Consider the following 25,319-nt stretch of genomic DNA (forward strand, 5'->3'; position numbering starts at 1 on the left):
TCACATGCCAGCCACGAAATCGAAGAAAGTGACCAAGCCGAAGGGGAGTGTCCGAGACTTTGCCGATGCGGCTGAGTGCCTGAAAACACTGGCTCATCCGGTTCGTTTACGAATGGTGCAATTGTTGCTGCATGGTCGGTACACCGTAGGCGAGATCGCACAGGACTGTGAAGTTCCCGACAACGTGGCGTCCGAGAATCTGCGTTTGCTGCAACGATGCGGTTTCCTGGCCAGTGAGCGAGAGGGCCGTAAGGTCTTTTACCAGATCGCGGAACCTCACTTGGCGGGACTGATGAATTGCATCGAAGGACGTTTCTTGAACGCCGATCGGTAGATCGCATTTTTCCAGGAGCCTGTAAGGTTCCTTTTTTTGACTTCAATACCTCGTCGAGTGGCGAGGTTACGAGACTGCGACACGATGTCACACTCAATGGAGAGGGTTGCGGTGCATTTGAAAGCTGGGCAACGACCGACGGGAGAGGCAGTCCCGAGCAGCTTGTCTGACCTGGAGCGTCAGGTGCCAGTGGCATCGTCGGATACAGCCGTGGGCTGGAGCAAATGGCTGAACAGACGGCAGAACGGATACCAAGTTCAACCCCAGGGCGGAGGCTCATGTTCGCGTTAGCCATCCTGTTCGGCTGTGTCGTCGGGTTTGCACTGGGGTTGACCGGTGGAGGCGGCGGCATCTTTGCTGTCCCGCTGTTGGTATACGGGCTGTCCGTTGCGGCTCGCGAAGCGGTTGGGATCTCACTCGCGGCGGTCGGCGGGACCGCTTTGTTCGGAGCAGTGCCGCGGATGGTGCGAGGCGAAGTCGAATTGCGGACCGGGTTGCTATTTGCAATTGCCGGGATGCTCGGCGCCCCGATCGGCTCCTATCTGTCCGCGCTTGTTCCTGAGAACGTGTTGTTGGTGATGTTTGCGGTGTTGATGTTGGTGGTGGCGCAGCGGATGTGGTCCAAGGCTCGTAATCCTGCATTGCCCAGCGGTGTTTGTTCGAGCGAGAGTGAGCCAGTGGAAGACCACAGTGCTTGTCAGCGTGACTCCGACGGCAAGCTTCGTCTGACGTCGCGTTGCGCTCGGTTGCTGTCGTTGGTCGGGCTGATGACGGGTGTGCTTTCAGGGATGTTTGGTGTCGGCGGTGGGTTTGTGATCGTACCGGCGCTGGTGATTTTCAGTGGCATGGCGATTCATCAAGCCGTTGGGACATCCTTGTTCGTGATCGTCTTGGTCAGTCTCAGCGGCGTGGCATCGCATGTCGCCGGCGGCAACGAACTTTCCTTGGAGACGACGTTGCTGTTCATGCTGGGCGGGTTCGCAGGCATGTGGCTGGGCGGCATCGTCGCCAAGCGACTGAAGGGCCCGACGCTTCAGAAAACGTTTTCGATCGCGGTCGTGTTGGTCGCGATCTTTGTGATCTACAGGTCAGTGGTTTTGTAACCAAAAGCTCCACGGGAGAATCGTGTCATGTTGCTCAAATATTTCTACGACGAAAAACTCGCCCACGCGTCCTACATGGTCGGGTGCCAGCGAGCACAAGAAGCGGTCATCGTTGATCCAGGTCGCGATATTGAACAGTACATCTCGATGGCTGAAAAAGAAGGCGTCAAGATCGTTGCGGTCGCCGAAACGCACATCCACGCCGATTACGTCTCGGGTGCTCGTGAGTTGGCCGATCGAGTGAACGCCAAGCTCTACGTATCTGATGAGGGTCCGGCGGAATGGAAGTATCTCTATCTGGAGGGCTACGACAGTTCGCTCGTTCGTGACGGGGATCACTTCATGATTGGAAACATTCGATTCGACGTCCTGCACACACCGGGGCACACCCCAGAGAGCGTCTCGTTTCTCCTGACGGATCAGGGCGGTGGTGCCGACAAGCCGATGGGAATCTTCACGGGCGACTTTGTTTTCGTCGGTTCGATTGGGCGACCGGACTTGCTCGAGGAAGCCGCTGGGTTGATGAATACGGCAGAGCCCGGTGCACGCGAGTTGTTCCACTCGTCTCAGCGATTCAAGGATTTGCCTGAATACCTACAAGTATGGCCGGCGCATGGGGCCGGCAGTGCTTGCGGCAAAGGGCTCGGAGCGATCCCATCGTCCACGGTTGGTTACGAGAAACGATTCAATCCGGCGTTGCAGTTCGACGACGAAGACGAGTTTGTTCGCTATATCTTGGCCGACCAACCGGAGGCACCGAAGTACTTCGCGGTGATGAAGCGGGTCAACAAAGAAGGGCCACGGATTCTTGGTGCGGGGCATCATCACAAGATGCTCGACGTTACCGGTCTTGCCGACGCGATCAAGAGTGGCACCGTCGTTGATCTGTCGCCGTCGCCCGAATTCGCAAAGGCTCATGTGCCGGGGACGATCAACATACCCATGGGCATGTTGTCGGCGTGGGCGGGTTGGTTGGTTGATTACGAGCGGCCGATGTACTTGATTTGCCAACCAAATCAACTCGAAGAAGCCGCTCGGCTGCTTCACAAGATCGGCGTGGAGCAGATCAAGGGGGCTTTTGACGTTAGCGAGGTCCGATCCAGCGGCATGGCGACGGAAGTGTACTCAAGTGGAACTCCAGAGGACTTATCGTGCGGCATCAACGAAGGCGAGGTGAAATTGATCGACGTACGTTCTAACGAAGAGTGGAAAGAGGGTCATGTTGAGCAAGCCGAGCATCGATTCCTGGGCCGTTTGCCTCAGCATCTGCGCGAATTTCCCAGCGATCAGAAACTTGTCGTTCACTGCCGCAGCGGGGCTCGATCTGCAATTGCCGCGAGTGTCCTGCAGGCGGCGGGATTCAAGAACGTCGTCAATCTGACGGGCGGCTACATGGCTTGGAAAGCCGCAGGACTGCCCAGTGTAAAATCACAGCCGGTAATGACCGGCTGAGACGTCTCAGGTGTTATTGTCTTACTTAAACTCCGGCGGCAAACGCCTGAGTATTCCATTTCTGAATCACAACAAGAACGACTATCAATCATGACCAAGACTGAAACGATCAAGAATCTGCAACGTGCGTTGTCGATGGAATTGACTGCCACACACCAATACCAATTGCACGCGTGCGTTCTGGATGATTGGGGCATGGGGCTGCTGGCAACAAAAATGCGTGAAGAGCTGCAGGAGGAGCTTGGGCACTCAGAAGACTTCTTGGTCCGCATACTGTTCTTGAACGGGGATCCAAAACTCGCGTTGGAGAAGACGCCTGTTCGTGCAACATCGCTGAAACAAATGTTCGAGACGGATCTTGCGGATGAAAAGGAGGCGATCGACTTCTACACAACGGCATCCATCCAAGCCAGCGAGGACCGAGACATCGGCACACGACAACTTTTCGAGCGAATCGCGGTCGACGAAGAAGGTCACGCGAGCTGGCTGGAGTTGCAGCTCGATTTGCTGGAGCGGATGGGCGAGCCGGCTTATATCGCCAAACACATGTCGACCAGTTCGGCAGAGTAACGATGCACTAGGCATCAACAGACCAAACGCAATCAACTAACAAGAATCTTTCTCCAGGAGAAATCTCATGAAGCGTGTCGCTTTCATTCTAAACATTGTGTTTCTTTGTGCGATGGCTAGCCCGCCAGCGTACGCTCAAGATCAGCCGGGAGGCCAACGTCGCGGGATGGGATTCGGCGGCGGGCGAGGAGCTGGATTTGGCCCTGGTTTCGGACAAGGGCGAGGGATGCGAATGCATGCGACGAACGGCGAGGCGACTGCCACGGAAACGGCGAGTGGCTCTCATCCGCTGTCGTATCCAAGAATTGCCGACCACGGGGGCGTGGTGAAGCTTTCTGATGCGGCGCAGCAACCGCGTGCGGGAACAAAGTTGCTGGTTGACCTGACGAGTGGTTCTGAGACAAACAAGATCAATGGAGGTTTGGAGAAGGTTGCAAAGTACGTCAATCTGTTTGCTGGTGGCGGCGCGGAACCCGCAGACGTCAAGATCGCAGTGGTTTTTCACGGCGATGCCACTTTGGCCGTTTTGAAACCTGATGCATACGCTGCCAAGTTTCACACCGACGGCAACCCGAACCTGAAACTGCTGCAACAACTGAGTGATGCGGGCGTGGATCTGTACGTCTGTGGCCAATCGCTGATCTCCAAGGGCTCGGAGCCCAGCGACGTTGTGATGTTCGTCAAGACGGCAGTGTCAGCGATGACAACGGTTGTGAACCACCAAACCGATGGCTACGCCTATCTGCCGCTCGCCAAGGCTGCGTCAATAGACGCACCGTCACCAGAAGCAGTCACCACGGCGGACACAGCCGATTCAAATAAAGAGGATCATGGCCATGGACCAGGAATGGGACACGGCATGGGAATGGGACGCGGTCCCGGTGCCGGTCGAGGACCAGGGGCAATGCAAGGCATGCAGGGAGACATGACGACACTACACGCGATGTTCGCCGATCGCGATAAAATCAAACGCACCGTCAAGATGCTGCCAGACGGCGCCGAAGCGATCACAGAGTCGGACGATAAAGCGATCGCGGACCTTTTGAAAGAGCATGTGCCCGCGATGGAAGATCGAGTGCTGGGAGACGATCCGCTGCCGCCGATGACTTTCCATCCGATCTTCGTCGGACTGATCAAGCATGCCGAGGACTACGAGCTGAGCTATGAAGAAACCGAAAAAGGCATGAAGGTCACCTACCAATCTGAGGATCCCTACGTCGTCATGTTGGTTCAGGAGCACGCGAAGCTGGTCAGTCGGTTCATCAAGAATGGCATGGAAGAGATCCACACTCCGTACGAGCTGCCAGAGTTCCCCAAGAAAGCCGAACCCGATGGAGACGTTCGTTAGTCTGGTGCCAAAGTCGCGAGTTGACCATTGATGCCAGCACGACGCGCAAGCGAGTGATTCTCTGGTACCAGCACGACGCGAATGCGAGTGATTCTCCGTGTTTTTTCACTCGCTTGCGCTTCGTGCTGGTATTGATACGTTTCCAATCAACCATATTGCGTCCGATTGTTTTCAATCAATCGTATGTATTCTCAATCTAAAAGGGAAAAAGCAATGAGAATTTTGTTCCTCAATGCGTCTGCACGATTCTTGTTCTGCGCATGTGTGTTGTTTGCGACGGGCTGTTCGTCCAAGAACAATGCTGTGACGCCAAGTCTCTCTGCTGAGAACAATGGTCAGAACAATGCAGCGGACAGTTCGGCCGTGATCGTCGAAGGTCAATCGCCCAGCGAAGCATCGAAGGCGAGAATGTTGGCTGCAAAGGACGCTTTGTTCACAAAGCTGTCCGGGAAATTGATGGATGCGATGGCCAGCGAAGGACCTGCGGCGGCTATCGCGGTTTGTCAGCAGGAAGCCCCTGCGATTGCCAAAACGGTTGGCGAGGAACAAGGTCTGCTGATCGGACGTACCGGCGTGCGATTGAGAAACCAAAGCAATGTTGCTCCGTCATGGGCGGCCGAGATGGTGCGGGACAGGGTCGACACACCCACGTTCGTGACACTGGACAACGGGCATTCGGCTGCGTTGCTGCCGATCAAGTTGCAAGCACAATGTTTGATGTGCCATGGTCCCCAAGAGGACATCCTTCCCGAAATCAAAGAGCAGCTCACGCGACTGTACCCTGATGATCAGGCCACCGGATTCAAAGAAGGTGAGTTGCGAGGCTGGTTCTGGATTGATTTAGCAGCGAGCAACGAATGAGTGTTCTGACTTTTTGGCAGAATCTCTACGAGAGATGACTACTGCATCGAGCTGTCGACATCTGTTTCCAACGTCATGCGAACCAACCGATGCCGTGACGCTCTCCACGCTTGTGTGCAAGCCAGTCCAAACTGCCTCATGGCGAATCTCTAATGCTCAAACGATCAATCAAACCTTTGTTGAAAACCCTTGCTGCTGCTGCGGTGATCGCAGGTGGCGTCTATTGGCTGCGGTTTGCCCCCATTGCCGTTACTGCCTATCAAGTGACCGAAGGTGAATTGAATGCAGAAGTGATGGGAACAGGGACTCTGGAAGCTCGCGTGGCAGCATCCATCTCACCCAAGATCGCGGGACGGATCGCGAGGTTGCTGGCAGATCAAGGAGACACGGTCAAGGCCGGCGATTTGCTGGTTCAACTCGATGACGCGGAGCTTCAGCAACAGGTGGAGATTGCCGAGGCGAACGTCGATGCTGCGTCCGCAGCGATTGTCCGGCTCAGTAGCGACAAGAAACGCGCCGAAGCAGTGTATGAGCAAGCCAACAAGAGTTTTTCGCGATTGCAACAACTGAGTCGTCAGAATGCAGCCAGTCGCGAGGATGCCGATAAGGCAACCGAAGGTCTCGCGGTAGCAGAAGCCGGGATCGCCACAGCGGAGGCGGCCATTGATGAGGGCCAAAAGCAGCTTATCGCGGCGGAGAAGACACTGCAGTATCACCGCGCCCGGTTGCAAGACACGAAGATCGTTGCTCCCTTCGATGGTCTTGTGGTGCGCCGCAATCGTGAACCGGGTGATGTGGTTGTGCCTGGGAGCTCAGTGTTGACGCTGATTTCTGTCGACGAAGTATGGGTGAGTGCCTGGGTCGACGAAACAGAGATGGCAAGCTTAGAGGCTGATCAGCCTGCCAGAATCGTTTTTCGTTCTCAACCGGATGAGTCGTTTCCGGGCAGTGTCGCCCGACTCGGGCGCGAAGCGGATCGTGAGACACGTGAGTTTATCGTCGATGTGCGAGTGCTGAAGTTGCCGAAGAACTGGGCAGTTGGTCAACGTGCGGAAGCATTCATCCGGGTTGCGCAAGTTGACAATGCAGTGACCTTACCAGCAGATTTGGTGCAGCGTCGCGATGGCAGCGAAGGTGTTTTCATTTTCGCCGACGATCATGCCAAATGGAAGCCGATCCATCTGGGAATGCACAATCGAGACTTGGTCGAAATCACTGAGGGGCTTGCCTCGGGCGATGTGGTGGTAACGCCAGTCAAGTCATCTGCGAGTTTGCGCGACGGCCAAACGGTCACGGTGACAATGAGGGCGGCACCATGAATCTTGCTGTGAAGGATATACGACACAGCCTGGGGCGGTTCGCTCTGACGGCAATCGGTATCGGCCTGTTGTTGATGATCGTGATGGGAATGGGGGGCATTTATCGCGGGGTGGTCGAAGATGCGACGTTGTTGATCGAGCGTGTCGACGCTGATTTATGGATCGTCCAACGTAACACGCGAGGACCGTTTGCTGAGCTGTCGCGAGTCTCGTCGAGTTTGGTTTACCGTGCTGCAGCTGTTCCCGGAGTCGAGTCTGCACGCGAATTCGTTTACCACACCATTCAGCGAGAACGTGACGGAACGCCGATTCGTATCGCAGTACTCGGACTGAGTTGGCCGTTGGACAAAGGCGATTGGGTGGAACTCGATGCCGGCCGTCCTCTTCGACAAGCCCACTACGAGATGATTGCAGACAAAACGCTGGGGTTGGGCGTCGGAGAGAAGATACGACTTGGTAAGGAGACTTACACGGTGGTGGGAACCACGAGCAACATGATCAGTTCGAGTGGTGATGGGATCGCCATGTTTACGATCAGTGATGCTCAGGCGATTCAATTTGATACGCCTGGTGAAGCGATTAGGCTAGAACGAGCCGCGAGAGAAGCACGCGGAGAAGATTTTGAGTTAGGGATTCAGCAGCCCATGATACTGGACAATGCCGCCAGGCCGTCCAGTCAGTTGCCTGCGATTGCCCGTCCCCAAATCAGCGCTGTCATGGCCAAGCTGTCTGCCGGAGCCGATCGAGAGCGAGCCATTGCAACCATCTCCGCGTGGAGGGATGTGTCGGTCTTTACCAAAGAAGGCGAACGAGAGCTGCTGCTCAAAGGAAGCGTTGAGCGTGTCCGCCGACAAATCGGGTTGTTTCGCGTTTTGTTGACCGTCATCGCGGCGATCATCATGGCGCTGATTCTGTACACGCTGACGCTCGATAAGATTCATTCAATTGCTTTACTGAAACTGATTGGTGCTCCCAACAGGGTGATCCTTGGATTGATCCTACAGCAAGCCTTGATCTTAGGTGTCGTAGGATATGGGATTGCTTATCTGGTGGGGCAGCGATTATTTCCATTGTTTCCGCGACGAGTCATCCTGGCGGATGCGGACTTGATTCAATTGGCTTGCATCGTGGTCGGAATCTCGATCGTTTCTAGCCTACTAGGGATTTGGAAAGCCATGAAAGTCTCTCCGAACGAAGCGCTGGCATGAACAGAACGGATCCCCCATTCGCGATCGAAGCCGAAGAATTGACGAAAATCTACGGCAGCGGAAACACGGAAGTCGTTGCCATGCGAAACGCATCCATGCAAGTATCGCAAGGCGAGGTCGTTGCCTTGCTGGGTCCGAGTGGCAGTGGCAAGTCGACTTTCTTGACCGCTGTAGGTTTGATCAATCCACCTACATCGGGGCGTATTACGATTGGCGGACGAATGGTGCTCGACGGATCGCAAGCTCATGCGAACCTGAGGTCGTTCCGTCGCCAGCACATCGGATTCATTTTTCAAAAGTCGAATTTGATACCTTTCTTATCGGCCGTGGAGAATGTCCAAATCGCGATGCAACTCAATGGCCTTTCCAAAGACGCATCCTATCGACGGGCGATGGAGTTGCTCGAATACCTCGGCGTCGACGATCGAGCAGCCAACCTGCCGTCCATGCTCTCGGGTGGGCAACAGCAGCGAATCGCCGTTGCGCGGTCGCTTGCCAATCGTCCCAGTGTGATACTGGCGGATGAACCCACCGCTGCGCTCGATGGGCAACGAGGCCGACAGGTAATGGAACTGTTTGCCAAAGTTGCTCATGAACAGGGCGCGGGCGTGATCGTCGTCACCCACGATCATCGATCACTGGACGTTTTTGACACAACCTACGAGATGGAAGACGGCATTTTGACCAAACAGACAACGTCAACGAAGGCGTCGGTGGTATGAGAGTTTTTCTTTCAATGATTATCGGCCTGCTGATCATCGCAATCATCTCGATTCTCTTTACTCAGGAGTTGCCGTCGAGAGTCAAGGAAGATGTCAACATGGCAACGGATGACAGTGCTGATTTGCAGTCGAGGGAGTATCCTGAGGGAAGACTGGGGGAGGTGATTCGTTTGGGAGAAACGCTTGTAAAGGAGACGAGTATTCATCCGATGACGCGTCCATTGGTTGGCAACCGACTGAACTGCACGTCGTGTCATTTGGATGCCGGTCGACACCCCAAAGCGGCTTCTTTCGTTGGCGTCGCATCAGCCTATCCCGCATACTCGCCGCGTGAATCGGCGGTCATCACGCTGGAAGAACGCATCGCGAACTGTTTCTTGCGTAGTCAAAATGGCTCTCGTCCGGTCATTGGTGGCCAAGTCTCGGTGGCAATCGCCGCTTATATCACGTGGATGTCGCGTCGGACGCCGATCGAAATGAACCCCATCGCACCGCTTGGACCAAATCATCTGGATATGCTTGATGTCGAAGCGTTCGAGCCCGATATTGTCCAAGGGGAGACTTTGTATGTCGATCGTTGTACTGACTGCCATCTCGCAGACGGCAGTGGATCAGAAGACGGCCCACCGGTGTGGGGCGATCACTCCTTCAATGACGGCGCCGGACTTTCTAAAGTGGCCAAGATGGCGTCGTGGTTGAAAGTTGCTATGCCGCCCGATGACACCGACTTGACGGACCGGGAAGCCATCGACCTCGCAGCCTACATCAACTCGCACCCACGCCCGAAGTTTTATCCCAATAATAAGACCGGGCCGCTCAATCCTTCGCGTTGACTCGATGTTTCGGCGATGATTTTTGGACACTTCTCGCTGATCGCCACCACTGGTTCCCAGGCTCCTGCCTGGGAACCCAATGACTAGCAGGCTCCTGCCTGCCGATCCCCTGACAATTTCCAGGCCACGCTGACTTTCGCGAGGCAGAGCCTCCATGGCAGTGCGTTCCCAGGCATAAGCCTGAGAACGAGCGTTCTGCGGGGTGGCGATCAGCGAGAAGTTTTGATTTTTGAGCCATTTTCTGTCCGCTGTCACCTCACCCAAGGAACTCGGGGGGAGGATTCGTCTAGCCGCTGAGGCGAATGCGACGGAGGGGGTCTGTCTGCGCAAGTCAATGACTGGGAATGGGAATGGGAAAACGCTTGGCGGGGCACGCTATCGACTTGGAAAGTCGAGCGACGATTGTCGTTCGACTTTCCAAGTCGAAAACGAACATCACCATCCGCCCAAACACAAACCATGCGTTTTGTGCCGTGCTTCGCAACTGTTTCCTCCGAGATGCGCCCGAGGGACGTGACAGATACTTGCGGAACGCCGCAGCCCCACAACCCATGATTTTTAACAGCCCAGTGGATTTCGCCAGAAGTCCCATGCGAAAGGAATTCTGGCGAATCCCACTACCAAGTGTGCTGGTTCATGGAGCGCTGCTGCCAAGTTCCGCAGGAGCTTGTGTTGTCCCTGGAGATGGCCGATATTGTCTGCATGATGCAACTATCTAATAAAGACTCGTACGGCCGCATCCAGATGATCTGTCAGATGGTTTTGGCGGTCGTTGCCCTGACCTATTCCATCTACTGGCTTCGTCCGGTGCTTGTGCCATTGGTGGTGGCCTTGTTCGTGGTCAGCGGTGTCAGTCCCATTTTGACCATGCTGGAAAATCGATTGGGAGTGAGTCGAATCATCGCAGCGGGACTCACTTTCTTGGCCGGTGTGGTGTTATTGATTGTGTTTGGGCTTTCGATCTGGGTTTCAATGGTCGACCTAAAGAATAACTCACAAGCCTACCGTCAGCGGGTCGAGGAAATCGTCCATTGGGGCGAATCACGTTTCCGAGAGATCGGCTTACGAGTCGAGCAGAACACGTCGGCAATCCTGCCGACGATCGACAGTGAACGTAAGGGCAACGAGATCGACGAAGCGACTGCCACGGAGATCTCCCCGGAAATCTCGTCCGTGGAATCGCCGGACGCGATGACGGAGCGATCGGCCAAAGGCAAGGCGGAGATGAGCGAGTTTGTTGACACCCTGGTCCGCGATGGGATCGGCATGATTTCTCAGGCGTTGATCAGTTTGGTCTCAACGAGCATGGTGGTGTTGATCTATGTGTTCTTTCTGTTGATCGGTACTCCGTCAAATAGCCACCACTCGTCCATGGTGCGCGAGATCGATCATCAAGTGCGATCGTACCTGTCGCTCAAAACGGTGATCTCGATTTTCACGGGGCTTGCGTTTGGGATTTCGCTCCACCTATTCGGTGTTCCGATGGCGTTCACGTTCGGGGTGCTGGCATTTCTATTGAATTTTGTACCCAACATCGGACCGATCGTTGCCAGCCTGTTGCCTGTGCCCCTGATCATCCTCGATCCCGACGGCAGCATCCTTTGGATGGCTGGTGCCATTTCGGTGACTTGTGCGATTCAAGTGATCAGTGGGAACTTGATCGAGCCCAAGATCATGGGCAATTCATCGGATCTGCATCCCGTTACGATCCTGGTCGCGTTGATGTTTTGGGGAATGATGTGGGGCGTGATCGGAATGTTCTTGGCGACGCCGATCACCGCAGCCATCAAGATCCTGTTGCAGCGGTTCGACTCCACGCGTCCAGCCGCCGACCTGATGGCCGGCCGCTGGCCAGCGTCCGAGGACGCTACGGCCATCGCGTGACTCGAACTTCCTGAATCATCGCCTTTCTGTAATAACAAAATATCAGCCCACTCCAATTTGCTCGTCTGCGGTATCCAGACGACTGACTGGTTCCCTCGCAGGTGTTCAGCAAACCGGGTTAATTACGTGACGGTTGGTTCAAAACGGATTGAAGCAGCTCCTGGGCACGTTTCCGATTCTCTGGCTGGTTGGAGTCGATGAGATGTTGCAGGTAGATGGCCGTTGCTGGACGCGGAAAGCTCTTGAGCAGCTCAACGCCGACTTCATTGGGGAGTGACGAAACGCCCTTGGATGTATACGTCGCCAGTTCGATCGCGATCAGCAGAGTGGCTTCGGTGTCGTCGGAGTCAAGTAGGACCTTGCGTGGCTGAGCGATGTCTAGACCTGGGTTGTAGCCAGCTTTGATGATTGATTGTTTTGCATCCAACAGTTCCTGCCCAATGGGATTCCTTTGTAGTGTGCGTCGAGCGGGAATGGTATGCGACAGCTCACGAAGATCTGCTGGCTGATCAATCAGGTCATTCAACACGGGCAATGCTTCCTGCCAGTCAAACTGAACACAGGCCTCACAGGCTTCGTAAACCCTCAAGTGCCTCTGCAGCATATCGAGGTAGGCGTCCTTGGCCTTCTCTCGAAATGGCCGATGGATCAGGGCATAGGCAATGCTATTGCGAAGCTCGTCGCTTTTGGAGCCGTAGAGTCGCAGTAACAGATCCGTCGATTTATCGGTTTGCATCAGGCCAAGAGTGCGTGCAAGTCTAACCATTAGCGTCGAATCGTTTGATTGTTCCATCGCGTTTTCGATCGCGGGCATCGCTTCGTCGCCGAGTTGAGCGAGTGCGTACTGACACGAATTGGCGCTGTCTTCGAATCGCAATCCGTCGAGCAACAATCCAATGCGATCGTCGCCGCCCTGGAGCTTTAACTTGCTGCGAACGGTCTCTTGCCCAAATAGGGTGCCGTGTGTGTACCAGACGAACCCGAGCCCTTCGCCCAAATAAACGTCACGCGTGTGATACGGACTGTCGTTCTTGGCCCAGGGGATCGCTTTCTTCAGTACTACTGGATCCTTCTTCGACTGCGACGGAAACAGAACGAAATCCCAGTCCTCATGTTTGAGAATAAACGGCCCTTTATCCTCGCCTGGAGTTTCAGCCGACTGAGGCACATTTGTGAATTCTTTCCAGGTTCTACGCAGGACGATTTGGTAGCCCATCAAACCGTCGAAATCGACAGTGGGTTGTTCGTCAACCGATGCGAGTTGCCAGGCCGGCGTGCCTGCGGCGTGAAGCACACGTTGGGCCGCTGCTTGGATCGGCGTTGGAGCTGCTTTCTTTGATGGCTCTTTCTGGGCGATCCAGATCATGAACCCTGGACCGTCTGACACCTCAGCTTCGTCCTTCAGTTCGTAGCACCATCGCACTAGCGCTAACTCATCGTTGATTTTCGACGTGACACGTCCGACACCGAGCTCACTTCCTCTGGTCATCGATACCGAACCGGAGTTTCGAATTCCCAACACATATTCGGCTGCTTCACGCTGCTCCTCCGATGCCGGTTCCGATCGACGCAAGGACCACATGGCAAAGTCCACTCCCTGAAAAACGTTACCGTCGGCCTCCACGGTGATCAGCCACTCGCCGCCATGGCCATCGCTGCTGATGTGCCCTTCTAAATCCAGGATGCGGCCGGATACGGATGGAGCAATATCAATCGCTTTCATTTGATTGCTGGACATCGGCAGATCATTCACGCCGCGCGGAACGCGACCTACCTTGCCTTTGATCTGCCATGACTTTCCTGGCGGCAAATAGACCTTCCATTTCCATCCCATGGCATTTCGCTCGTACAAAGCCATGCCATGAAGCCGCTGTGGCGCGTTGTTGATCTTGTCGTACAGTTCTTGCAGCGTTTTGTCGTCGTCCTGGCGAAAGACTGTCGCAGATGACTTCACAGCTTGGTTGTTCGAGAATGGATTCGCAGTCGTTTCTGGATCGCTTTTGTCGGGAAGAACGGGCCAGGGACTGTCGTTGGCAGATTCAAAAGGCGCTGGGCTTCTTTGACAACTGGTGAGCATTTCCATGAGAAATGCTTGCTTCTTCGCATCGGTATCCAGGTTCATCCCGCCGGGCATCAGATCATCGTCGATGCAGTAACCGTTGTGATTGATGTGTTGCACGCTGTCGGCGATCATTGCGTCGGTTCGCGTATTGAGCCAGCGATGGGCGATTTCGCGTCGAGCCGCACGTTCCTCGGCGTCTCTTCCAAGGCTCGAGTACACCGTTGCGGCGTTGAGCGTTTCCCGGGAAATCAGATCACCGCCAATCGCATGAACTTGCTCAAACGCTTTGGCAGCGAGATCATAGTCGTGCGTCTCACCGCTATTGACATCGAAGTTGTACGCAGCGAGCGATCCGATTCGCCACCAGGCAAAGACCTTTTGCTCACGTGTGAGTCCGCCGTGTTCCAGTGCCGCCTGCCAATTGGCAATGGACTGCCGTTGGCCAACATGTGTTGTCGAGTCACCGCCAAATGTCGAGTCGCCCGCGATCGCCTTCAAAAACTCCCGCGTTATAGAGTCCACGTTGATCTGTAGTTCGGGGCGCTGACGCTGAAGAAACGCGATTCCTGCCGCACTTGTTGGCGTACCGCCGATATCTATTGGCTCGGGATTCGTTTTCTGCGAAATTCGTTCGACTGAACTAACAATAGAAAACTCTTCCCTGATGCGTTCCAGCCAAGCCTGAAACTGTTCGCGCTGCTGCTTCGTTGGAAACGAAGTCTTGATTGTCAGCGGGGCATCGCGCAGCGTTGTTCGCTGGTCGATCGCTCCAAAATCGGCATCCCAATAGATGACGCGGCCATCACTGAGCGACACTTTCTGTGAGTTGATTTGGAGTTGATCTTGGTCCTCGCGATCCAAACGTACATCGAGTCGCTTCGCACCCCAGGTCCAGTGGAAGCTGTGGTGTGTGCGATCTCCGCTGCTGTTCATTGTTTCCGATTCGCGTTGCTGTGGCAGTTGAGCAATGACGACAGCGATAACCTGTTTGTCAGTGTGCAACGACATCATCACTTGGTTATCATTCATGAAGCAGCTTGCGCCGTTCAGGTCGTCCCACGCGAATTCGTTGTGATCTTCGGCTAGTGCGAATTGACTCAGGCTGCCGCTCATGGCGATCAAAAGTCCACATCCGACAAACACCGATATCAGGATTGCGGCGGGTAAGAATCCACCGCCGGAGCTTTGTCCAGTGCGAGTATCTGTCAGGGACTTGATTCTTTCCATCAACGTGCCGCCGGTTGCTGAGAGTGCGGGATTGACGATAACCGCCGTGCCGCGTGTTTCCTCCAGTCGTAGCAGCAGCTTCGCGTACTCGGTTCGCTTGCCCGTCAGTCCGACAGCGATCTCATCGCAGCATCGTTCCCGCTCGATTCGCATCGACCGTGAAACCCACCAGACTGCTGGATGGTAGTAGAAAATGGTTTCGAGCAAGACCTGGATCGCATTGACCAGATAGTCGTAGCGGCGAACGTGAGCCAGTTCATGGGCGATCACCGCTTCCAACTGTTCCCGCGATAGTCCCGTCACGGCGCTGGCGGGCAGCAGAATCAACGGTCGTAGCCAGCCGATCACTGTTGGTACTTCCACCAGTGTCGACTCGACGATCGTGATGGCCCGCGAAATCCCCAATTTTTGCGAAACGTCCCGCATGGCGTCGATCGCCGACTGCGGCGCGTCAACAATTCCAACCCTGCGCAATCGACGAACACTCCGCCATCCGACCAAGGGACGAACCGACAACAGCGCGACGCCCAGCAGCCAGGCGGACATCATTGTGGTCAACCACGGAGCCACCGCCGTCAGCGTTGCTTCACGCCACCGATGGAACTGGTCGCTTAGCGATCGCTGCGAACTGGCAGTCGCTGTCGCGGACAACGATTCTTGCACCAACGCCGAAGCAACCCGTTCGTCTGCCGTCTCTGGGATCAACGCTTCGGCTCCATTGAACTGCGGAGAGATCGTTTCCTCCGCTACGTCAGCAGCGACCGTCGGTTGTGAGGGCACTTCGGCAGCCAAGGTGGAATTCATACCCTGAACAGTATCTGTCGAAAGCGTCTCCGAAGTGCAAAACGTGGCACCGGCCAACAGCACCATCGACACCAATCCACAAAACTGAACTCGATAGCGTGCGCTCGGCGAGCTGTCTCGCATCGCCCTGAGCATCAACCAAAGCACGGTGGCAACGCCCGCGAACTGCCAGAGCGAATGGAACAGCGTCCAACCAAGCTTTTCAATCAAACTGGAAATCAGTACCAAACTCATGACTTTCCCTCCAGTTCCTGAAGCAATTGGCGGATCTCGTCGAGTTCCTCTGGTGTCGCCTTCTTTGAGGACAGCACATGCAACATCAGCATCTTGGCCGAGCCGTCGTAGACCTTGTCGATCAAATCACCAAGAATCCGTTTCTGCGTCTTGTGCTGCGCCGCCGCAGGTCGATAAACCTGCGGCCTGACGTCATCGTCACGTTTGAGCAACCCCTTCTCAAGCATCACCGACAGCATTTTCACGGTCGTCGAATAGCTCGTCTCTTTCGACTCCAGCAGACAGTCATGCACATGTCGCGCAATACACGGCCCATCCCTCCACAGGATGCGCAGGATCTGCAGTTCAACATCCGTTGGTTGCGTTGAGACGGGGCGAGGCATGATGTCCTAATAAACTCGGGTTGAAGGGCAACACAGAATGGCGAAAGAATTAGGCAAACGGGAATCATTCTATGGCGATGGAATGACGCACGTCAAGCTAAATGACGAAAGAATTAGTCACATGCGGCCGAGCCCGATCATCCGGCCTGAAATCGTCGGCGACTGAAGCAAAAAGATGAGCGGTGTGATGAAGTATCCAACATGACGCTTTTTCCAAGATTCAGCATCTCTCCAAGACGCTGATCCGCTTCATTCTCAGTTTTTCCAGTATCTGAGGACGTCAAAAGCAAAGCCAGCAGATTTCACAACACATATATTCCGTGCGTTGCTTTGCGCGGTGGGTACTGTTTTCGTCCCAAGGGGGCGCAGTAGATTCTGTCCCCAGGGACGTGACATAGTAGCCCAGGGCAGAGCGCTGCGTCGCCCTGGGATATTGGGCGTCGTTTCCATTCCCAAGCCCCGAAGTGGGCGTAGCAGTGGTTCTTTCGACACGAAACTGAAATTGACAAATGGTACGTTTGGGATCGAGATCGGTGTTGTGCCCTTTCAGGGCGAGGTAGTCGTAGTCGGATGTTCGATTACCCAGGGCGACGCTGCGCTGGACTGCTCAAAGTTTGGTGTTGACACGTTTTAATGCCACCGTTTTATTCCCCGTGTCACCTCCCCCAAGGAACGAGACTGCTGATTTAGTGAGCCGCAAGGCGCTAGCCCGGATTATTCATGCGGATGATTGATTTTAGCGCAAGCAGATTCTCGACGATGAGTTACGTCACCGCTGGGAAATGCAGATTGCTTTTCATAACCCGACGCTTAAGCGAGGGATTTACCGAGTATCCTTCGCTAACGCGTCGGGTTATGAATAATCTGGGTTAGGTCTCGTCGCCTCGATCACTGAAACCGCAGGCGGCTGACCTTAGTTGTGAATCAGCTCTTCTAGCTTCTCATCAACGTCTATCGTGTCATAGCCGCCGTCACCGAAATACGGCATGTTCAACGGGCCGTGCAGGATCCCTTTGGCGTCAACGACATAGACCGTTGGATAGCCTTCAATGCCCCAGTCCAGTTGAAGCGGGCCGCTGTATGGCTGGGGGATGACGGTCCAGTTAAAATCGCCCCGAGCAGTCGCTTCCTCCAAAATCTTTCGATCGCCACTGCTCATGATACCAATGACGCGGACCGGCATTTGTTTGTACTTCGCAACCAGTTGCCGCAGCGGTGCGTACATCTCTCGCAAGTTGTCGCCTGCGCTCTGAGCAAATACTAACACCGCAATCTCGCCTCGTAGATTGCTCAGTCGAAAGGGAGCACCATTGATGTCGGTTGCAACCATTTCAGGTGCTTCCGAGCCCACGACCACTTTGTTGATCGCGTGCGAAAGCCGTTCAGACGCGGATCGGGCGGTGCCGTAGTACTCGACCGCGACATCGGAATAGTTTTCGACAAGCTGTTTTAGCTTCTTGTTGAGGTCAACTTTTAATTGCACCGTGTCCGTGCTTTCAAGTCGATCTAATACTTCTCGATAGTCGTCGCGTGCGCTTTGTGGTGCGACGGACTGCATCCCTTCCATCCTCTTTCGATGCGACGGAATTCCAGTTACGGCCGTCAGCAACTCTTTTCCATGAATGATCTGAGCGATCAACGCCTCAGCTTGAGTCTTGCGAAAGGGGCTCTTTTCGACAAGCAAATTGAGAAACTCATCACTTCGCGGTGTAGGTGGGCCAGCTTGCAGCGTTCCCGCGATCGTTTCCAGACCCTCGTGATCGAGATAATGTTGGATCAGTCGATCAATCACTTCGACGCGTCCTTTACCGACGACCGAGTTCGGATCGCCGACGCTTCGGGCCATTTCGGCCACTTTGACAAGCGACTGCAGACCGTCGTTTGTACCGCGATGTTGTTTTTCGTACTTCAAGTACTTCGGCGTCATCACTTCACGTGGATCAAGTTCCTGGTACACGCGATTCAACTCCACCTCACCAACAGCGTTTCCGATAGCCGCATTGTATTTGGCGGCGACGCGATCGAATTCGGCGTTGAGTGCTTCGAGCGTGCCTGCTTCGGGACGTGTTTGGCTGTCCTCGACCGGGATTTCCGAAGGCATCGAGCTAAGTTCCTCGGTGCCGCCATCAATACCCAATTCTTCGTGAATCCTTACGACCACTTCTTTTCCGCGACGGAGTTCGACAGAACCGTTTTCGATGGCCATTCGATCCAGTTCTCCATCGAAGGTGACTTCGTACTGTCCCGCGTAGAGTCGAATCGATTTGTCATCGCGACCGACTGTCAACTTATCGTAGACCTTGTCGCCCTGTTTGATGATAACCGGCACATCATCGGCTTCGCTTTTGATTGTGATCGTGCCTTTGCTGGTTTCCAGTGTGATGAAGATTCCAGCAATCAGTAGAGGCATCGCGAACGCGGCGGCAATGAGTGTTGTCATCCGTGGAAAGTTGAAGCCGCCGCCGGATTCTGACGACCAGGAATTCGAGTCTTTAACGCTGAAATTCGTCACGATTTTCGCTACGGGAGTTGGCAGCGGCGAGGTCGTTGGTTCCTGCACGTGAGCAAGACAAGCCTCAAGCAGTTCAGCGACTTGATTGGCGGAATCGAAACGATCGTCACGCGATTTGGCCAGCAACTTCATCACGATCGCGTCGAGCCATTGTGGGATGTCGTTATTGAGCTGGCGGATTGGTCGTGGTGTTTCGTCGGTGATTCGCCGCATGACGGCGTAGCTGGTGTCGGCTCGGAAGGGTGAGTGACCGGTACACAGTGCGTATAGCACACAGCCGAGACTGAACAGATCGCTGCGTCCATCGATTGCATCGCCTCGCACTTGCTCCGGCGACATGTAGTGCGGCGTGCCGGGATGAAAGCCGCTACGAGTCAAACAGGCATCGTCTTCGGCGCGAGCCAAACCGAAGTCGGTTAGCAGTGCCCGCTCGACGCCTTCATCCAGCAGGATGTTCGAAGGCTTCACATCGCGATGAATCAATCCCTGAGCATGCGCGGCGGCGAGTCCCTTTGCGGTTTGCAGGCCGATTCGCAACACTTCGGCGACTTCCAGTGGCCCGTCGCGATCGAGTTTTTCTTGCAATGAACCACCGGCGACGTACTGCATCACCAGAAACGGCGGCTCGTGTTCCGATTCGACATTGAAGATCGGCACCACGTGATCGTCACGCACTCCCGCTGCAGCGCGAGCTTCGCGAGCGAATCGTTGGCGTGCCGAACCCCTTGCCGACAGATAGGGTGCCAGGACCTTGACGGCGACGACTCGGTTCAGTTCGGTATCAAACGCTTTGAAGACAATGCCCATGCCTCCGCTGCCGATCATGCGTTCGATTTCGTAGCGTCCCAGACGTCCGAGCATTTCGGGATGCGATGGCGGCTGGAGCAGTTGTCGGGCCATCGCTTCATTCCAGCTCGTTGAAGTCTCCCGGCTACGCCCGAAACACGGTACCGCTTCATCTTCGCCGGCAAGCACTGCGACGGCTTTCTGCCACTGGTCATCATCGGCCGCCAACTCTCGTAGTCGCGTTTGGCACTGCGCACACTGCTCCACATGTCCCATCCACCGATCGTGTCCGATGTCGCGATCATCAGCAGCCAGCAATCGCTTCAGTTCTTGATCGTCACATTGCATGATATTGCTATTCATTTCCGAGCCTCATGTTCTTTGATAAGTTCTTTAATGCGAGCCATCACCCGACTGCGGTTGACATAGATCTGGCCCGCAGTTGTCCCAATCGTTTCTGCAGCTTGTTGCACCGATTGCCCGTTGACTTCAGTCAGCCAGAACGCCTGCCAGGTTTGCGGCGCAACCGTTTGTTTCACACGATCCGCCGCCCAGCGAAACAGTTCGCGTTCGTATTCTCGTTCGATCAGTGACGAGATATCACCGCGAACAGAAATTGCATCGAGAAGCTCCTGGCCACGCTCACCATCCTGACCAAGCACACGCGTCGCTGGCCGAGTCAGCATGTCGACGACTTCGTTGTGAGCGATCCGAAGCAGCCAGGCATGAAAGCTGCCGCGATTGTCTCGCTTGATCCATCGAGAAATCGACTGAGCCACAGCCAGCAGGACTTCCTGAACCAAGTTCTCCGCATCAGCAGCCTGGAACCCGCGCCGCCGAGCCACTCGATAAACCACCGGCCCATAAAGCTCTGTGAACTCGTCCCAGGCAGCCAGATCGTCCGCGTTTTGTAAACGCAGAATCAGACTGGCTCGGGTTTCAGGAGGACTTTGAGGCATCGGTCTACTTTAGCAGCGAAACGAATCACTGTTCTTGTAGACCGGATGAACGAGCTCAATCTTGCACAGCAGATAAAAATTTCCTGAGACTGGCTATTGCATTGGTAGGTAAAGTCAAAGCAAGGCGGCGGAGCCATCACGCAGGAATTGCGGTCCAGCGGATCGAGAATCTTCATTTTGCCTTCTTCATTCTTTTTCCACGAATCCTGGCGGCATCGGTGGAACCGGCCCGTTCGTCGAGTTTCAGACGGAGCTTCGCGATTGTCTCCGAGTACGCAGCTTTCTGTGCAAGGTTATTGAACTGGCCGGGATCGGCATCCATGTCGTAGAGTTCTTCTGTTGCGTCGGCGTAGCGCATGTACGCCCAGCGGTCGGTGCGCAAGGCATGGTGACCGCCCTGCGCATACGAGAACGCAGCATCGTGTACTTCTGCAGCCGGGTCTCGCAGAATGGGGACGAGGCTCTTGCCCTGCACGCTTTCGGGCACGGGAGCGCCCGTCAGTTCACAGAGCGTGGGAAACACGTCCACGAGTTGCGTGATGGAACGGCTTCGCGACGGCATGACACCGGGGGCGGCGACGATCAAAGGCACGCGGGTGACCTGCTCGTGAAGGTTGGACTTTTGCCAGAAAGTGTGGTCGCCGAGGTGATAGCCGTGGTCGCTGGTGAAGACAATGACGGTGCTTTCGGTCAGGCCGAGACGGTCGAGTTCGTCAATCACGCGGCCGACTTGAGAATCCATGAAAGTGACACTCGCGCGGTAGCCTGACCACATCCGACGCTGGTTGTCGGGATAAGCTGCGAGTCCGTTCTTGCGCGAGTTTGAGCCGGAGATGCCCGCCGGGGGAATGTCGTCCAGATCGCCTTCCGGGACATGCGGCAGCGTCATCTGATCATGTGGGTAGCGGTCGAAATACTGACGCGGCGCGACCATCGGATAATGCGGACGCACAAAGCCGACCGCGAGCATGAAGGGTTTTTCAGACGACTTGAATTCACGCAGCAACTCGACTGATTTCGCTGCGGCCTTTGCATCCGGCTGATCCGAACCGTCGCCCTCATAGCTGACGGTGACGAAGGGACGATGCGGGTCGCCGGTGGACTGCCGCCCTTCCAGCGCGGTGGTGAACACGTTCTGGTTGAGACAGGCGTACTCGCCCGGTGTATGTGCTTCCCTACCAGACGCATTGAAACGCTGCGTCCAGCAGGCGGGTACGTCCTGGCCGTGGGTCCCTGCGATGATGTCGCCGGGGACTCGCATGTGAAAGATCTTTCCCACCCGCGCCGTCGTGCGACCCTGTGCGATGAAATGCTCGCCGAGCGTGATCCCTTCGTTCCCGAAATAGCGTCCACGCATGAACGACGCTCGGGAAGGCCCACAGACTGTTCCCTGGCAATAGGAACGTTCGAACAACACACCCCGCGATGCGAGGCGGTCGATGTTCGGCGTGTCGCTCACTTGGTCGCCATAACAACCCAGCACGCCCGCACGAAGGTCGTCGGAGACGAGGAAGAGAACGTTCTTCGCCGGTTCGGCGGCAGCGAATTGGGCGGCAGCGAGTTGGGCGGCAGCGAGTTGGGCGACGGATGCGCCGAGCACATAAAGAAATAGAATCGTGTTTTTCATGTCCAGCTTCCGATCGTGGTTACCGTGGGGCGGGAAAACACGTAGGCGATTCTCTCCGAGACTCGCAACATTCAGCGTCTCGGTGGACGTGCGAGGCTGTTACGTGCGTTAAGCCAAAAAACTTCTGTTCGAGAGCTTATGGTAATGGACGATTGACTCGGTATGGCGACGCTGGCGGGGATGTCTCCCACGATTGAACGAATCTGTTCAGCCGAGATTCTCATTTCTCATCCTCTCTGCAGCTACAACAATCAGGGCTCTATAGTTTAGCTATCCTAAACGGGTGTGGCGTTTTAGTCTCCGAACTCCGTTACAGTCCACCATGCCCAACGTCGCATCATTTCATGATGCGACAACTTCACAGCGTCGACTTTCTGCAAAAGACTCCGGCGTTATCGTATTGAACGAAAGCAGATTCGACATGAAAGCGGTCTACGTGAAACGCTACGGTTCGCCCAGTGACCTACAGGTTGGCGACGTGCCGACGCCAGCTCTTCATGATTCGCGCAAGCACCGTGCGAACGTGCTCATCCGCGTGCATGCCGCTGGACTTCATGTTGGCGACTGCTTTTCCGTTCGTGGCGCGCCTTTTGTGGTCCGCATGGAAACGGGCTGGTTACGGCCGACGACCGGCATTCCTGGGTACGACTTCTCTGGTGTGGTCGAAGAGGTTGGCGAATCAGCGGACGGTTTTGACGTCGGGGATGAGGTGTTTGGCTATTGCCTGGGTAGCTGCGCCGAGTTCGTGGCGGTGGCCGATGACAAGTTGGCTAGGAAACCGCAAGGCTTGTCTTTTGTCGAAGCGGCAGCTCTGCCTACGTCCGGTCTGGCGGCCCTGCATGCGTTGCGCGACGTGGCCAACCTGCAGGCAGGGCAATCGTTGCTGATCAATGGAGCTTCCGGAGGCGTCGGTACGTTTGCGGTGCAGATCGCGAAAGCTTTCGGTGTCGAAGTGACCGGCATTTGCAGCGGTTTGAATGCGGCGCTTGTGCAGTCGCTCGGTGCCGACCATGTCGTTGATTACAACCGCGAAGATTTTACTGACGCAGGACAGCAATTTGACTGCATCTTGGACAATGTTGAGAACCGAAAGCTGTACGAGATCCGTCGTGCATTGAAGCCCACCGGAACGCTGATCTGCAACAGCGGAACGGGTGCAAGTGGCGTAGCGTTCTGGGTTCGTTTGCTCAAGCCGCTGATCGTTTCCCCGTTCACGACACAGCGGCTTTGCCGATATCTCTCGGTGCCGACTCGACAGGATCTCGAAGTGCTCAGCGAAATGGTGAACGATAAGAAACTAAAGCCTGTCTTGTCTGAAGTGCACACGCTCGATTCGGTCGCTGATGCTTTGCACATGCTCGAGTCCGGACGCACGGTAGGTAAGCGTGTCGTCCGTGTGATCGAAACCTAAACCCAGCAACTGCGTTTGTGTAGCGCCGTGCTCACGAAAGCGTCGGTGCGCTCAGTGACTCGTCATCACGCGGCAGGTCGTATTGGATCCATTCCGGGCTGAGGTGGAAATCCACTGAATCCAAGCGACCGGGCCCAAGATTCTTGTAGGCGTGTGGTACGTTCGCGGGACCGATGACCAGCGAACCAGCGGTCGCTTCGAATTGTTGATCGCCAACTGTGAATTGTGCGCGTCCCTCGAGAATATGAAAGATTTCGTCGTACGGATGCACGTGCAAGTTGGGTCCTTCTCCGATCTCGTCCGTGCTGTAGCGAATGACAACGCAGTCGACTCCGAAGTGGTGTCCTTCCTGAGAACCCAGCGGCGGGTTGGACTTCTTGAGCCACTCTTCGGGGCGAATCAAAACGGGTTCGATCTTGCTGGGTCTAGGCATCAATTCCACCTCGGTCTGCTGAACGCTGTTTCGAATTGCCCGTCCACAATTTGCGAACGGGCGATATTGATTCTAACGTCAAAACGACATCAACGTAGCTCTTCGATTTCAAAACCCACTGCGGGACGCGGCGAACCCGAAGGCCAAGTGAATTTGCGACTCGAAACGTCGATCGCCACGTCGTTGATGCTGGCTTCGCGACGACACATCAACCCATCTGCACCGAATTCCCAGTTTTCGTTTCCGTACGCTCGGTACCATTCGCCATTGGCTAATCGGTACTCGTACTGGAAGCGAACGGCGATGCGATCATCTGTGAAAGCCCACAGCGATTTGGCGAGGCGATAGTCGAATTCACGTCGCCACTTCTGCGTCAGGAACTCCACGATTTGATCGCGTCCGCGGACGAACTGATCGCGATTGCGCCATTCGGAGTCGACCGAGTACGCTTGCGCAATACGATCAGCGTCTTGCGAATTCCAGGCGTCCTCGGCCGCCCGAACTTTGGCTAATGCTGACTCAAGGTTGAAAGGAGGCGCGAGTGTAAGTGTGTGGGGCATGTCAGAGCCTTGGGGTTGTTGAGGTTGCTGTTTGGTTTGAAGACGAATGGTTGATATTGCAAAGGCCGCCGTCGGGGACGGATCCCGACGGCGGCCGTATTGGTCTATGGTCAATAAACAATGGTCAAGCGACTTTGCAGCTCAAGCTTTCAGCTTGGGGAAAGTCGATGTCGGGATCAGCGACGTGATTGAAGTAGTTGGTGAAAATGTTCAATGCGACATTCGCCACCACTTCGGCAACATCGCCATCGGTGAAACCTTGGTCTCGCAGCTCTTGCAGATCGCCGTCGCTGACATGCCCGCGCTCATTGACCAACTTGCGAGCGAAACGCACCAATGCGTCACTCTTGACGTCGACCGCCGAACCGTGACGCGCGTCACGGATCTGGTCGGGGCTGAGACCGGCCATCTTTCCGAGCGCCGAATGAGCCGCCAAGCAATAGTCGCACTGATTTGCCTCGCCGACCGCCAGGGCGATTTGCTCGCGTTGTTGGTTCGACAGCGATCCACCGGCCAGCCCGCCGCTGAACTGCAGGTACGCTCCCAGCGCCGCGGGCGAGTTGCCGATCGCCCGCATCATGTTGGGGACCATGCCGAGCTTGCCTTTGACAGCAGTGAACAGTTCGGCGGATTTTCCCGTGGCGGTTTCGGGAGAGATTTGATGGATTCGGGACATGACGTGGTTCT

20 protein-coding genes are annotated in these 25,319 nt (G+C 55.4%); 12 read left to right on the top strand and 8 right to left on the bottom strand.

The window, feature by feature from the left end; translation table 11 throughout:
- Positions 1-4 precede the first annotated feature (4 nt).
- From Pla52nx_RS11795 to Pla52nx_RS11845, 11 genes are all read left to right on the top strand, one after another.
- Entirely contained in the window at positions 5-334 is a 330-nt protein-coding gene (locus Pla52nx_RS11795; RefSeq protein WP_146520164.1) for an ArsR/SmtB family transcription factor, read from the top strand.
- 278 nt (positions 335-612) lie between these two features.
- Positions 613-1,437, top strand: a complete 825-nt coding sequence (locus Pla52nx_RS11800) for a sulfite exporter TauE/SafE family protein (protein WP_146520163.1) — start codon at positions 613-615, stop codon at positions 1,435-1,437.
- Between the two features lie 27 nt (positions 1,438-1,464).
- Complete coding sequence (locus tag Pla52nx_RS11805) at positions 1,465-2,889, top strand: MBL fold metallo-hydrolase (RefSeq protein WP_146520162.1); 1,425 nt, start codon at positions 1,465-1,467, stop codon at positions 2,887-2,889.
- A 90-nt stretch (positions 2,890-2,979) separates the two neighbouring features.
- Positions 2,980-3,459, top strand: a complete 480-nt coding sequence (locus Pla52nx_RS11810) for a bacterioferritin (RefSeq protein ID WP_146520161.1) — start codon at positions 2,980-2,982, stop codon at positions 3,457-3,459.
- Positions 3,460-3,526: 67 nt separating this feature from the next.
- A complete protein-coding gene (locus tag Pla52nx_RS11815) occupies positions 3,527-4,807 on the top strand; it encodes a DsrE family protein (protein ID WP_146520160.1) in 1,281 nt (426 codons plus the stop codon).
- Positions 4,808-5,020: 213 nt separating this feature from the next.
- Complete coding sequence (locus Pla52nx_RS11820) at positions 5,021-5,668, top strand: c-type heme family protein (RefSeq protein ID WP_231741991.1); 648 nt, start codon at positions 5,021-5,023, stop codon at positions 5,666-5,668.
- Between the two features lie 152 nt (positions 5,669-5,820).
- Positions 5,821-6,987 (top strand): efflux RND transporter periplasmic adaptor subunit, encoded by a 1,167-nt coding sequence (locus Pla52nx_RS11825; RefSeq protein WP_146520158.1) that lies wholly within the window; start codon positions 5,821-5,823, stop codon positions 6,985-6,987.
- Positions 6,984-8,195 (top strand): ABC transporter permease, encoded by a 1,212-nt coding sequence (locus Pla52nx_RS11830; RefSeq protein ID WP_146520157.1) that lies wholly within the window; start codon positions 6,984-6,986, stop codon positions 8,193-8,195. The genes Pla52nx_RS11825 and Pla52nx_RS11830 overlap by 4 nt, the downstream gene beginning before the upstream one ends.
- Entirely contained in the window at positions 8,192-8,917 is a 726-nt protein-coding gene (locus tag Pla52nx_RS11835; protein ID WP_146520156.1) for an ABC transporter ATP-binding protein, read from the top strand. The genes Pla52nx_RS11830 and Pla52nx_RS11835 overlap by 4 nt, the downstream gene beginning before the upstream one ends.
- Positions 8,918-8,931: 14 nt before the next feature.
- Complete coding sequence (locus Pla52nx_RS11840) at positions 8,932-9,750, top strand: c-type cytochrome (RefSeq protein WP_231741990.1); 819 nt, start codon at positions 8,932-8,934, stop codon at positions 9,748-9,750.
- A gap of 702 nt (positions 9,751-10,452) precedes the next feature.
- A complete protein-coding gene (locus Pla52nx_RS11845; protein ID WP_231741989.1) occupies positions 10,453-11,634 on the top strand; it encodes an AI-2E family transporter in 1,182 nt (393 codons plus the stop codon).
- A 118-nt stretch (positions 11,635-11,752) separates the two neighbouring features.
- Here the strand turns inward: Pla52nx_RS11845 and Pla52nx_RS11850 are convergent, their stop codons facing one another.
- The 5 genes from Pla52nx_RS11850 to Pla52nx_RS11870 all read right to left on the bottom strand — a co-directional run bounded on the left by Pla52nx_RS11850 (position 11,753) and on the right by Pla52nx_RS11870 (position 22,228).
- Positions 11,753-15,961, bottom strand: a complete 4,209-nt coding sequence (locus Pla52nx_RS11850; RefSeq protein WP_146520154.1) for a M56 family metallopeptidase — start codon at positions 15,959-15,961, stop codon at positions 11,753-11,755.
- Positions 15,958-16,344: a BlaI/MecI/CopY family transcriptional regulator gene (locus Pla52nx_RS11855; protein WP_146520153.1), complete on the bottom strand. Its 387-nt coding sequence runs from the start codon at positions 16,342-16,344 to the stop codon at positions 15,958-15,960. The genes Pla52nx_RS11850 and Pla52nx_RS11855 overlap by 4 nt, the downstream gene beginning before the upstream one ends.
- 913 nt (positions 16,345-17,257) lie before the next feature.
- Entirely contained in the window at positions 17,258-20,005 is a 2,748-nt protein-coding gene (locus Pla52nx_RS11860) for a protein kinase domain-containing protein (protein WP_146520152.1), read from the bottom strand.
- Complete coding sequence (locus Pla52nx_RS11865; RefSeq protein WP_146520151.1) at positions 20,002-20,601, bottom strand: RNA polymerase sigma factor; 600 nt, start codon at positions 20,599-20,601, stop codon at positions 20,002-20,004. The genes Pla52nx_RS11860 and Pla52nx_RS11865 overlap by 4 nt, the downstream gene beginning before the upstream one ends.
- Before the next feature lie 172 nt (positions 20,602-20,773).
- Positions 20,774-22,228 carry a sulfatase gene (locus Pla52nx_RS11870; protein WP_146520150.1) on the bottom strand — a complete coding sequence of 485 codons (1,455 nt, stop codon included), beginning with the start codon at positions 22,226-22,228 and terminating at the stop codon, positions 20,774-20,776.
- 322 nt (positions 22,229-22,550) lie between these two features.
- Between Pla52nx_RS11870 and Pla52nx_RS11875 the strand changes: the two genes are divergently transcribed.
- The gene (locus Pla52nx_RS11875) at positions 22,551-23,639 is read left to right on the top strand and encodes an NAD(P)-dependent alcohol dehydrogenase (protein WP_231741988.1); all 1,089 of its coding nucleotides are present in this window, start codon (positions 22,551-22,553) and stop codon (positions 23,637-23,639) included.
- Positions 23,640-23,670: 31 nt separating this feature from the next.
- On the opposite strand, the gene Pla52nx_RS11880 is transcribed toward Pla52nx_RS11875, so the two are convergent.
- The 3 genes from Pla52nx_RS11880 to Pla52nx_RS11890 form a co-directional block, all read right to left on the bottom strand.
- Entirely contained in the window at positions 23,671-24,072 is a 402-nt protein-coding gene (locus tag Pla52nx_RS11880; protein ID WP_146520149.1) for a cupin domain-containing protein, read from the bottom strand.
- An 89-nt stretch (positions 24,073-24,161) separates the two neighbouring features.
- Positions 24,162-24,632, bottom strand: a complete 471-nt coding sequence (locus Pla52nx_RS11885; RefSeq protein WP_146520148.1) for a nuclear transport factor 2 family protein — start codon at positions 24,630-24,632, stop codon at positions 24,162-24,164.
- Positions 24,633-24,756: 124 nt separating this feature from the next.
- Complete coding sequence (locus Pla52nx_RS11890; RefSeq protein ID WP_146520147.1) at positions 24,757-25,308, bottom strand: carboxymuconolactone decarboxylase family protein; 552 nt, start codon at positions 25,306-25,308, stop codon at positions 24,757-24,759.
- Positions 25,309-25,319: the final 11 nt, after the last annotated feature.

Source organism: Stieleria varia (genome assembly GCF_038443385.1).
GTDB lineage: Bacteria > Planctomycetota > Planctomycetia > Pirellulales > Pirellulaceae > Stieleria > Stieleria varia.

Excerpts from the sequence above, each read along its gene's own strand:
- Pla52nx_RS11795 (WP_146520164.1), top strand. The coding sequence starts at position 5 with ATGCCAGCCACGAAATCGAAGAAAGTGACCAAGCCGAAGGGGAGTGTC.
- Pla52nx_RS11800 (WP_146520163.1), top strand. The coding sequence starts at position 613 with ATGTTCGCGTTAGCCATCCTGTTCGGCTGTGTCGTCGGGTTTGCACTG.
- Pla52nx_RS11805 (WP_146520162.1), top strand. The coding sequence starts at position 1,465 with ATGTTGCTCAAATATTTCTACGACGAAAAACTCGCCCACGCGTCCTAC.
- Pla52nx_RS11810 (WP_146520161.1), top strand. The coding sequence starts at position 2,980 with ATGACCAAGACTGAAACGATCAAGAATCTGCAACGTGCGTTGTCGATG.
- Pla52nx_RS11815 (WP_146520160.1), top strand. The coding sequence starts at position 3,527 with ATGAAGCGTGTCGCTTTCATTCTAAACATTGTGTTTCTTTGTGCGATG.
- Pla52nx_RS11820 (WP_231741991.1), top strand. The coding sequence starts at position 5,021 with ATGAGAATTTTGTTCCTCAATGCGTCTGCACGATTCTTGTTCTGCGCA.
- Pla52nx_RS11825 (WP_146520158.1), top strand. The coding sequence starts at position 5,821 with ATGCTCAAACGATCAATCAAACCTTTGTTGAAAACCCTTGCTGCTGCT.
- Pla52nx_RS11830 (WP_146520157.1), top strand. The coding sequence starts at position 6,984 with ATGAATCTTGCTGTGAAGGATATACGACACAGCCTGGGGCGGTTCGCT.
- Pla52nx_RS11835 (WP_146520156.1), top strand. The coding sequence starts at position 8,192 with ATGAACAGAACGGATCCCCCATTCGCGATCGAAGCCGAAGAATTGACG.
- Pla52nx_RS11840 (WP_231741990.1), top strand. The coding sequence starts at position 8,932 with ATGATTATCGGCCTGCTGATCATCGCAATCATCTCGATTCTCTTTACT.
- Pla52nx_RS11845 (WP_231741989.1), top strand. The coding sequence starts at position 10,453 with ATGATGCAACTATCTAATAAAGACTCGTACGGCCGCATCCAGATGATC.
- Pla52nx_RS11850 (WP_146520154.1), bottom strand. The coding sequence starts at position 15,961 with ATGAGTTTGGTACTGATTTCCAGTTTGATTGAAAAGCTTGGTTGGACG.
- Pla52nx_RS11855 (WP_146520153.1), bottom strand. The coding sequence starts at position 16,344 with ATGCCTCGCCCCGTCTCAACGCAACCAACGGATGTTGAACTGCAGATC.
- Pla52nx_RS11860 (WP_146520152.1), bottom strand. The coding sequence starts at position 20,005 with ATGAATAGCAATATCATGCAATGTGACGATCAAGAACTGAAGCGATTG.
- Pla52nx_RS11865 (WP_146520151.1), bottom strand. The coding sequence starts at position 20,601 with ATGCCTCAAAGTCCTCCTGAAACCCGAGCCAGTCTGATTCTGCGTTTA.
- Pla52nx_RS11870 (WP_146520150.1), bottom strand. The coding sequence starts at position 22,228 with ATGAAAAACACGATTCTATTTCTTTATGTGCTCGGCGCATCCGTCGCC.
- Pla52nx_RS11875 (WP_231741988.1), top strand. The coding sequence starts at position 22,551 with ATGCCCAACGTCGCATCATTTCATGATGCGACAACTTCACAGCGTCGA.
- Pla52nx_RS11880 (WP_146520149.1), bottom strand. The coding sequence starts at position 24,072 with ATGCCTAGACCCAGCAAGATCGAACCCGTTTTGATTCGCCCCGAAGAG.
- Pla52nx_RS11885 (WP_146520148.1), bottom strand. The coding sequence starts at position 24,632 with ATGCCCCACACACTTACACTCGCGCCTCCTTTCAACCTTGAGTCAGCA.
- Pla52nx_RS11890 (WP_146520147.1), bottom strand. The coding sequence starts at position 25,308 with ATGTCCCGAATCCATCAAATCTCTCCCGAAACCGCCACGGGAAAATCC.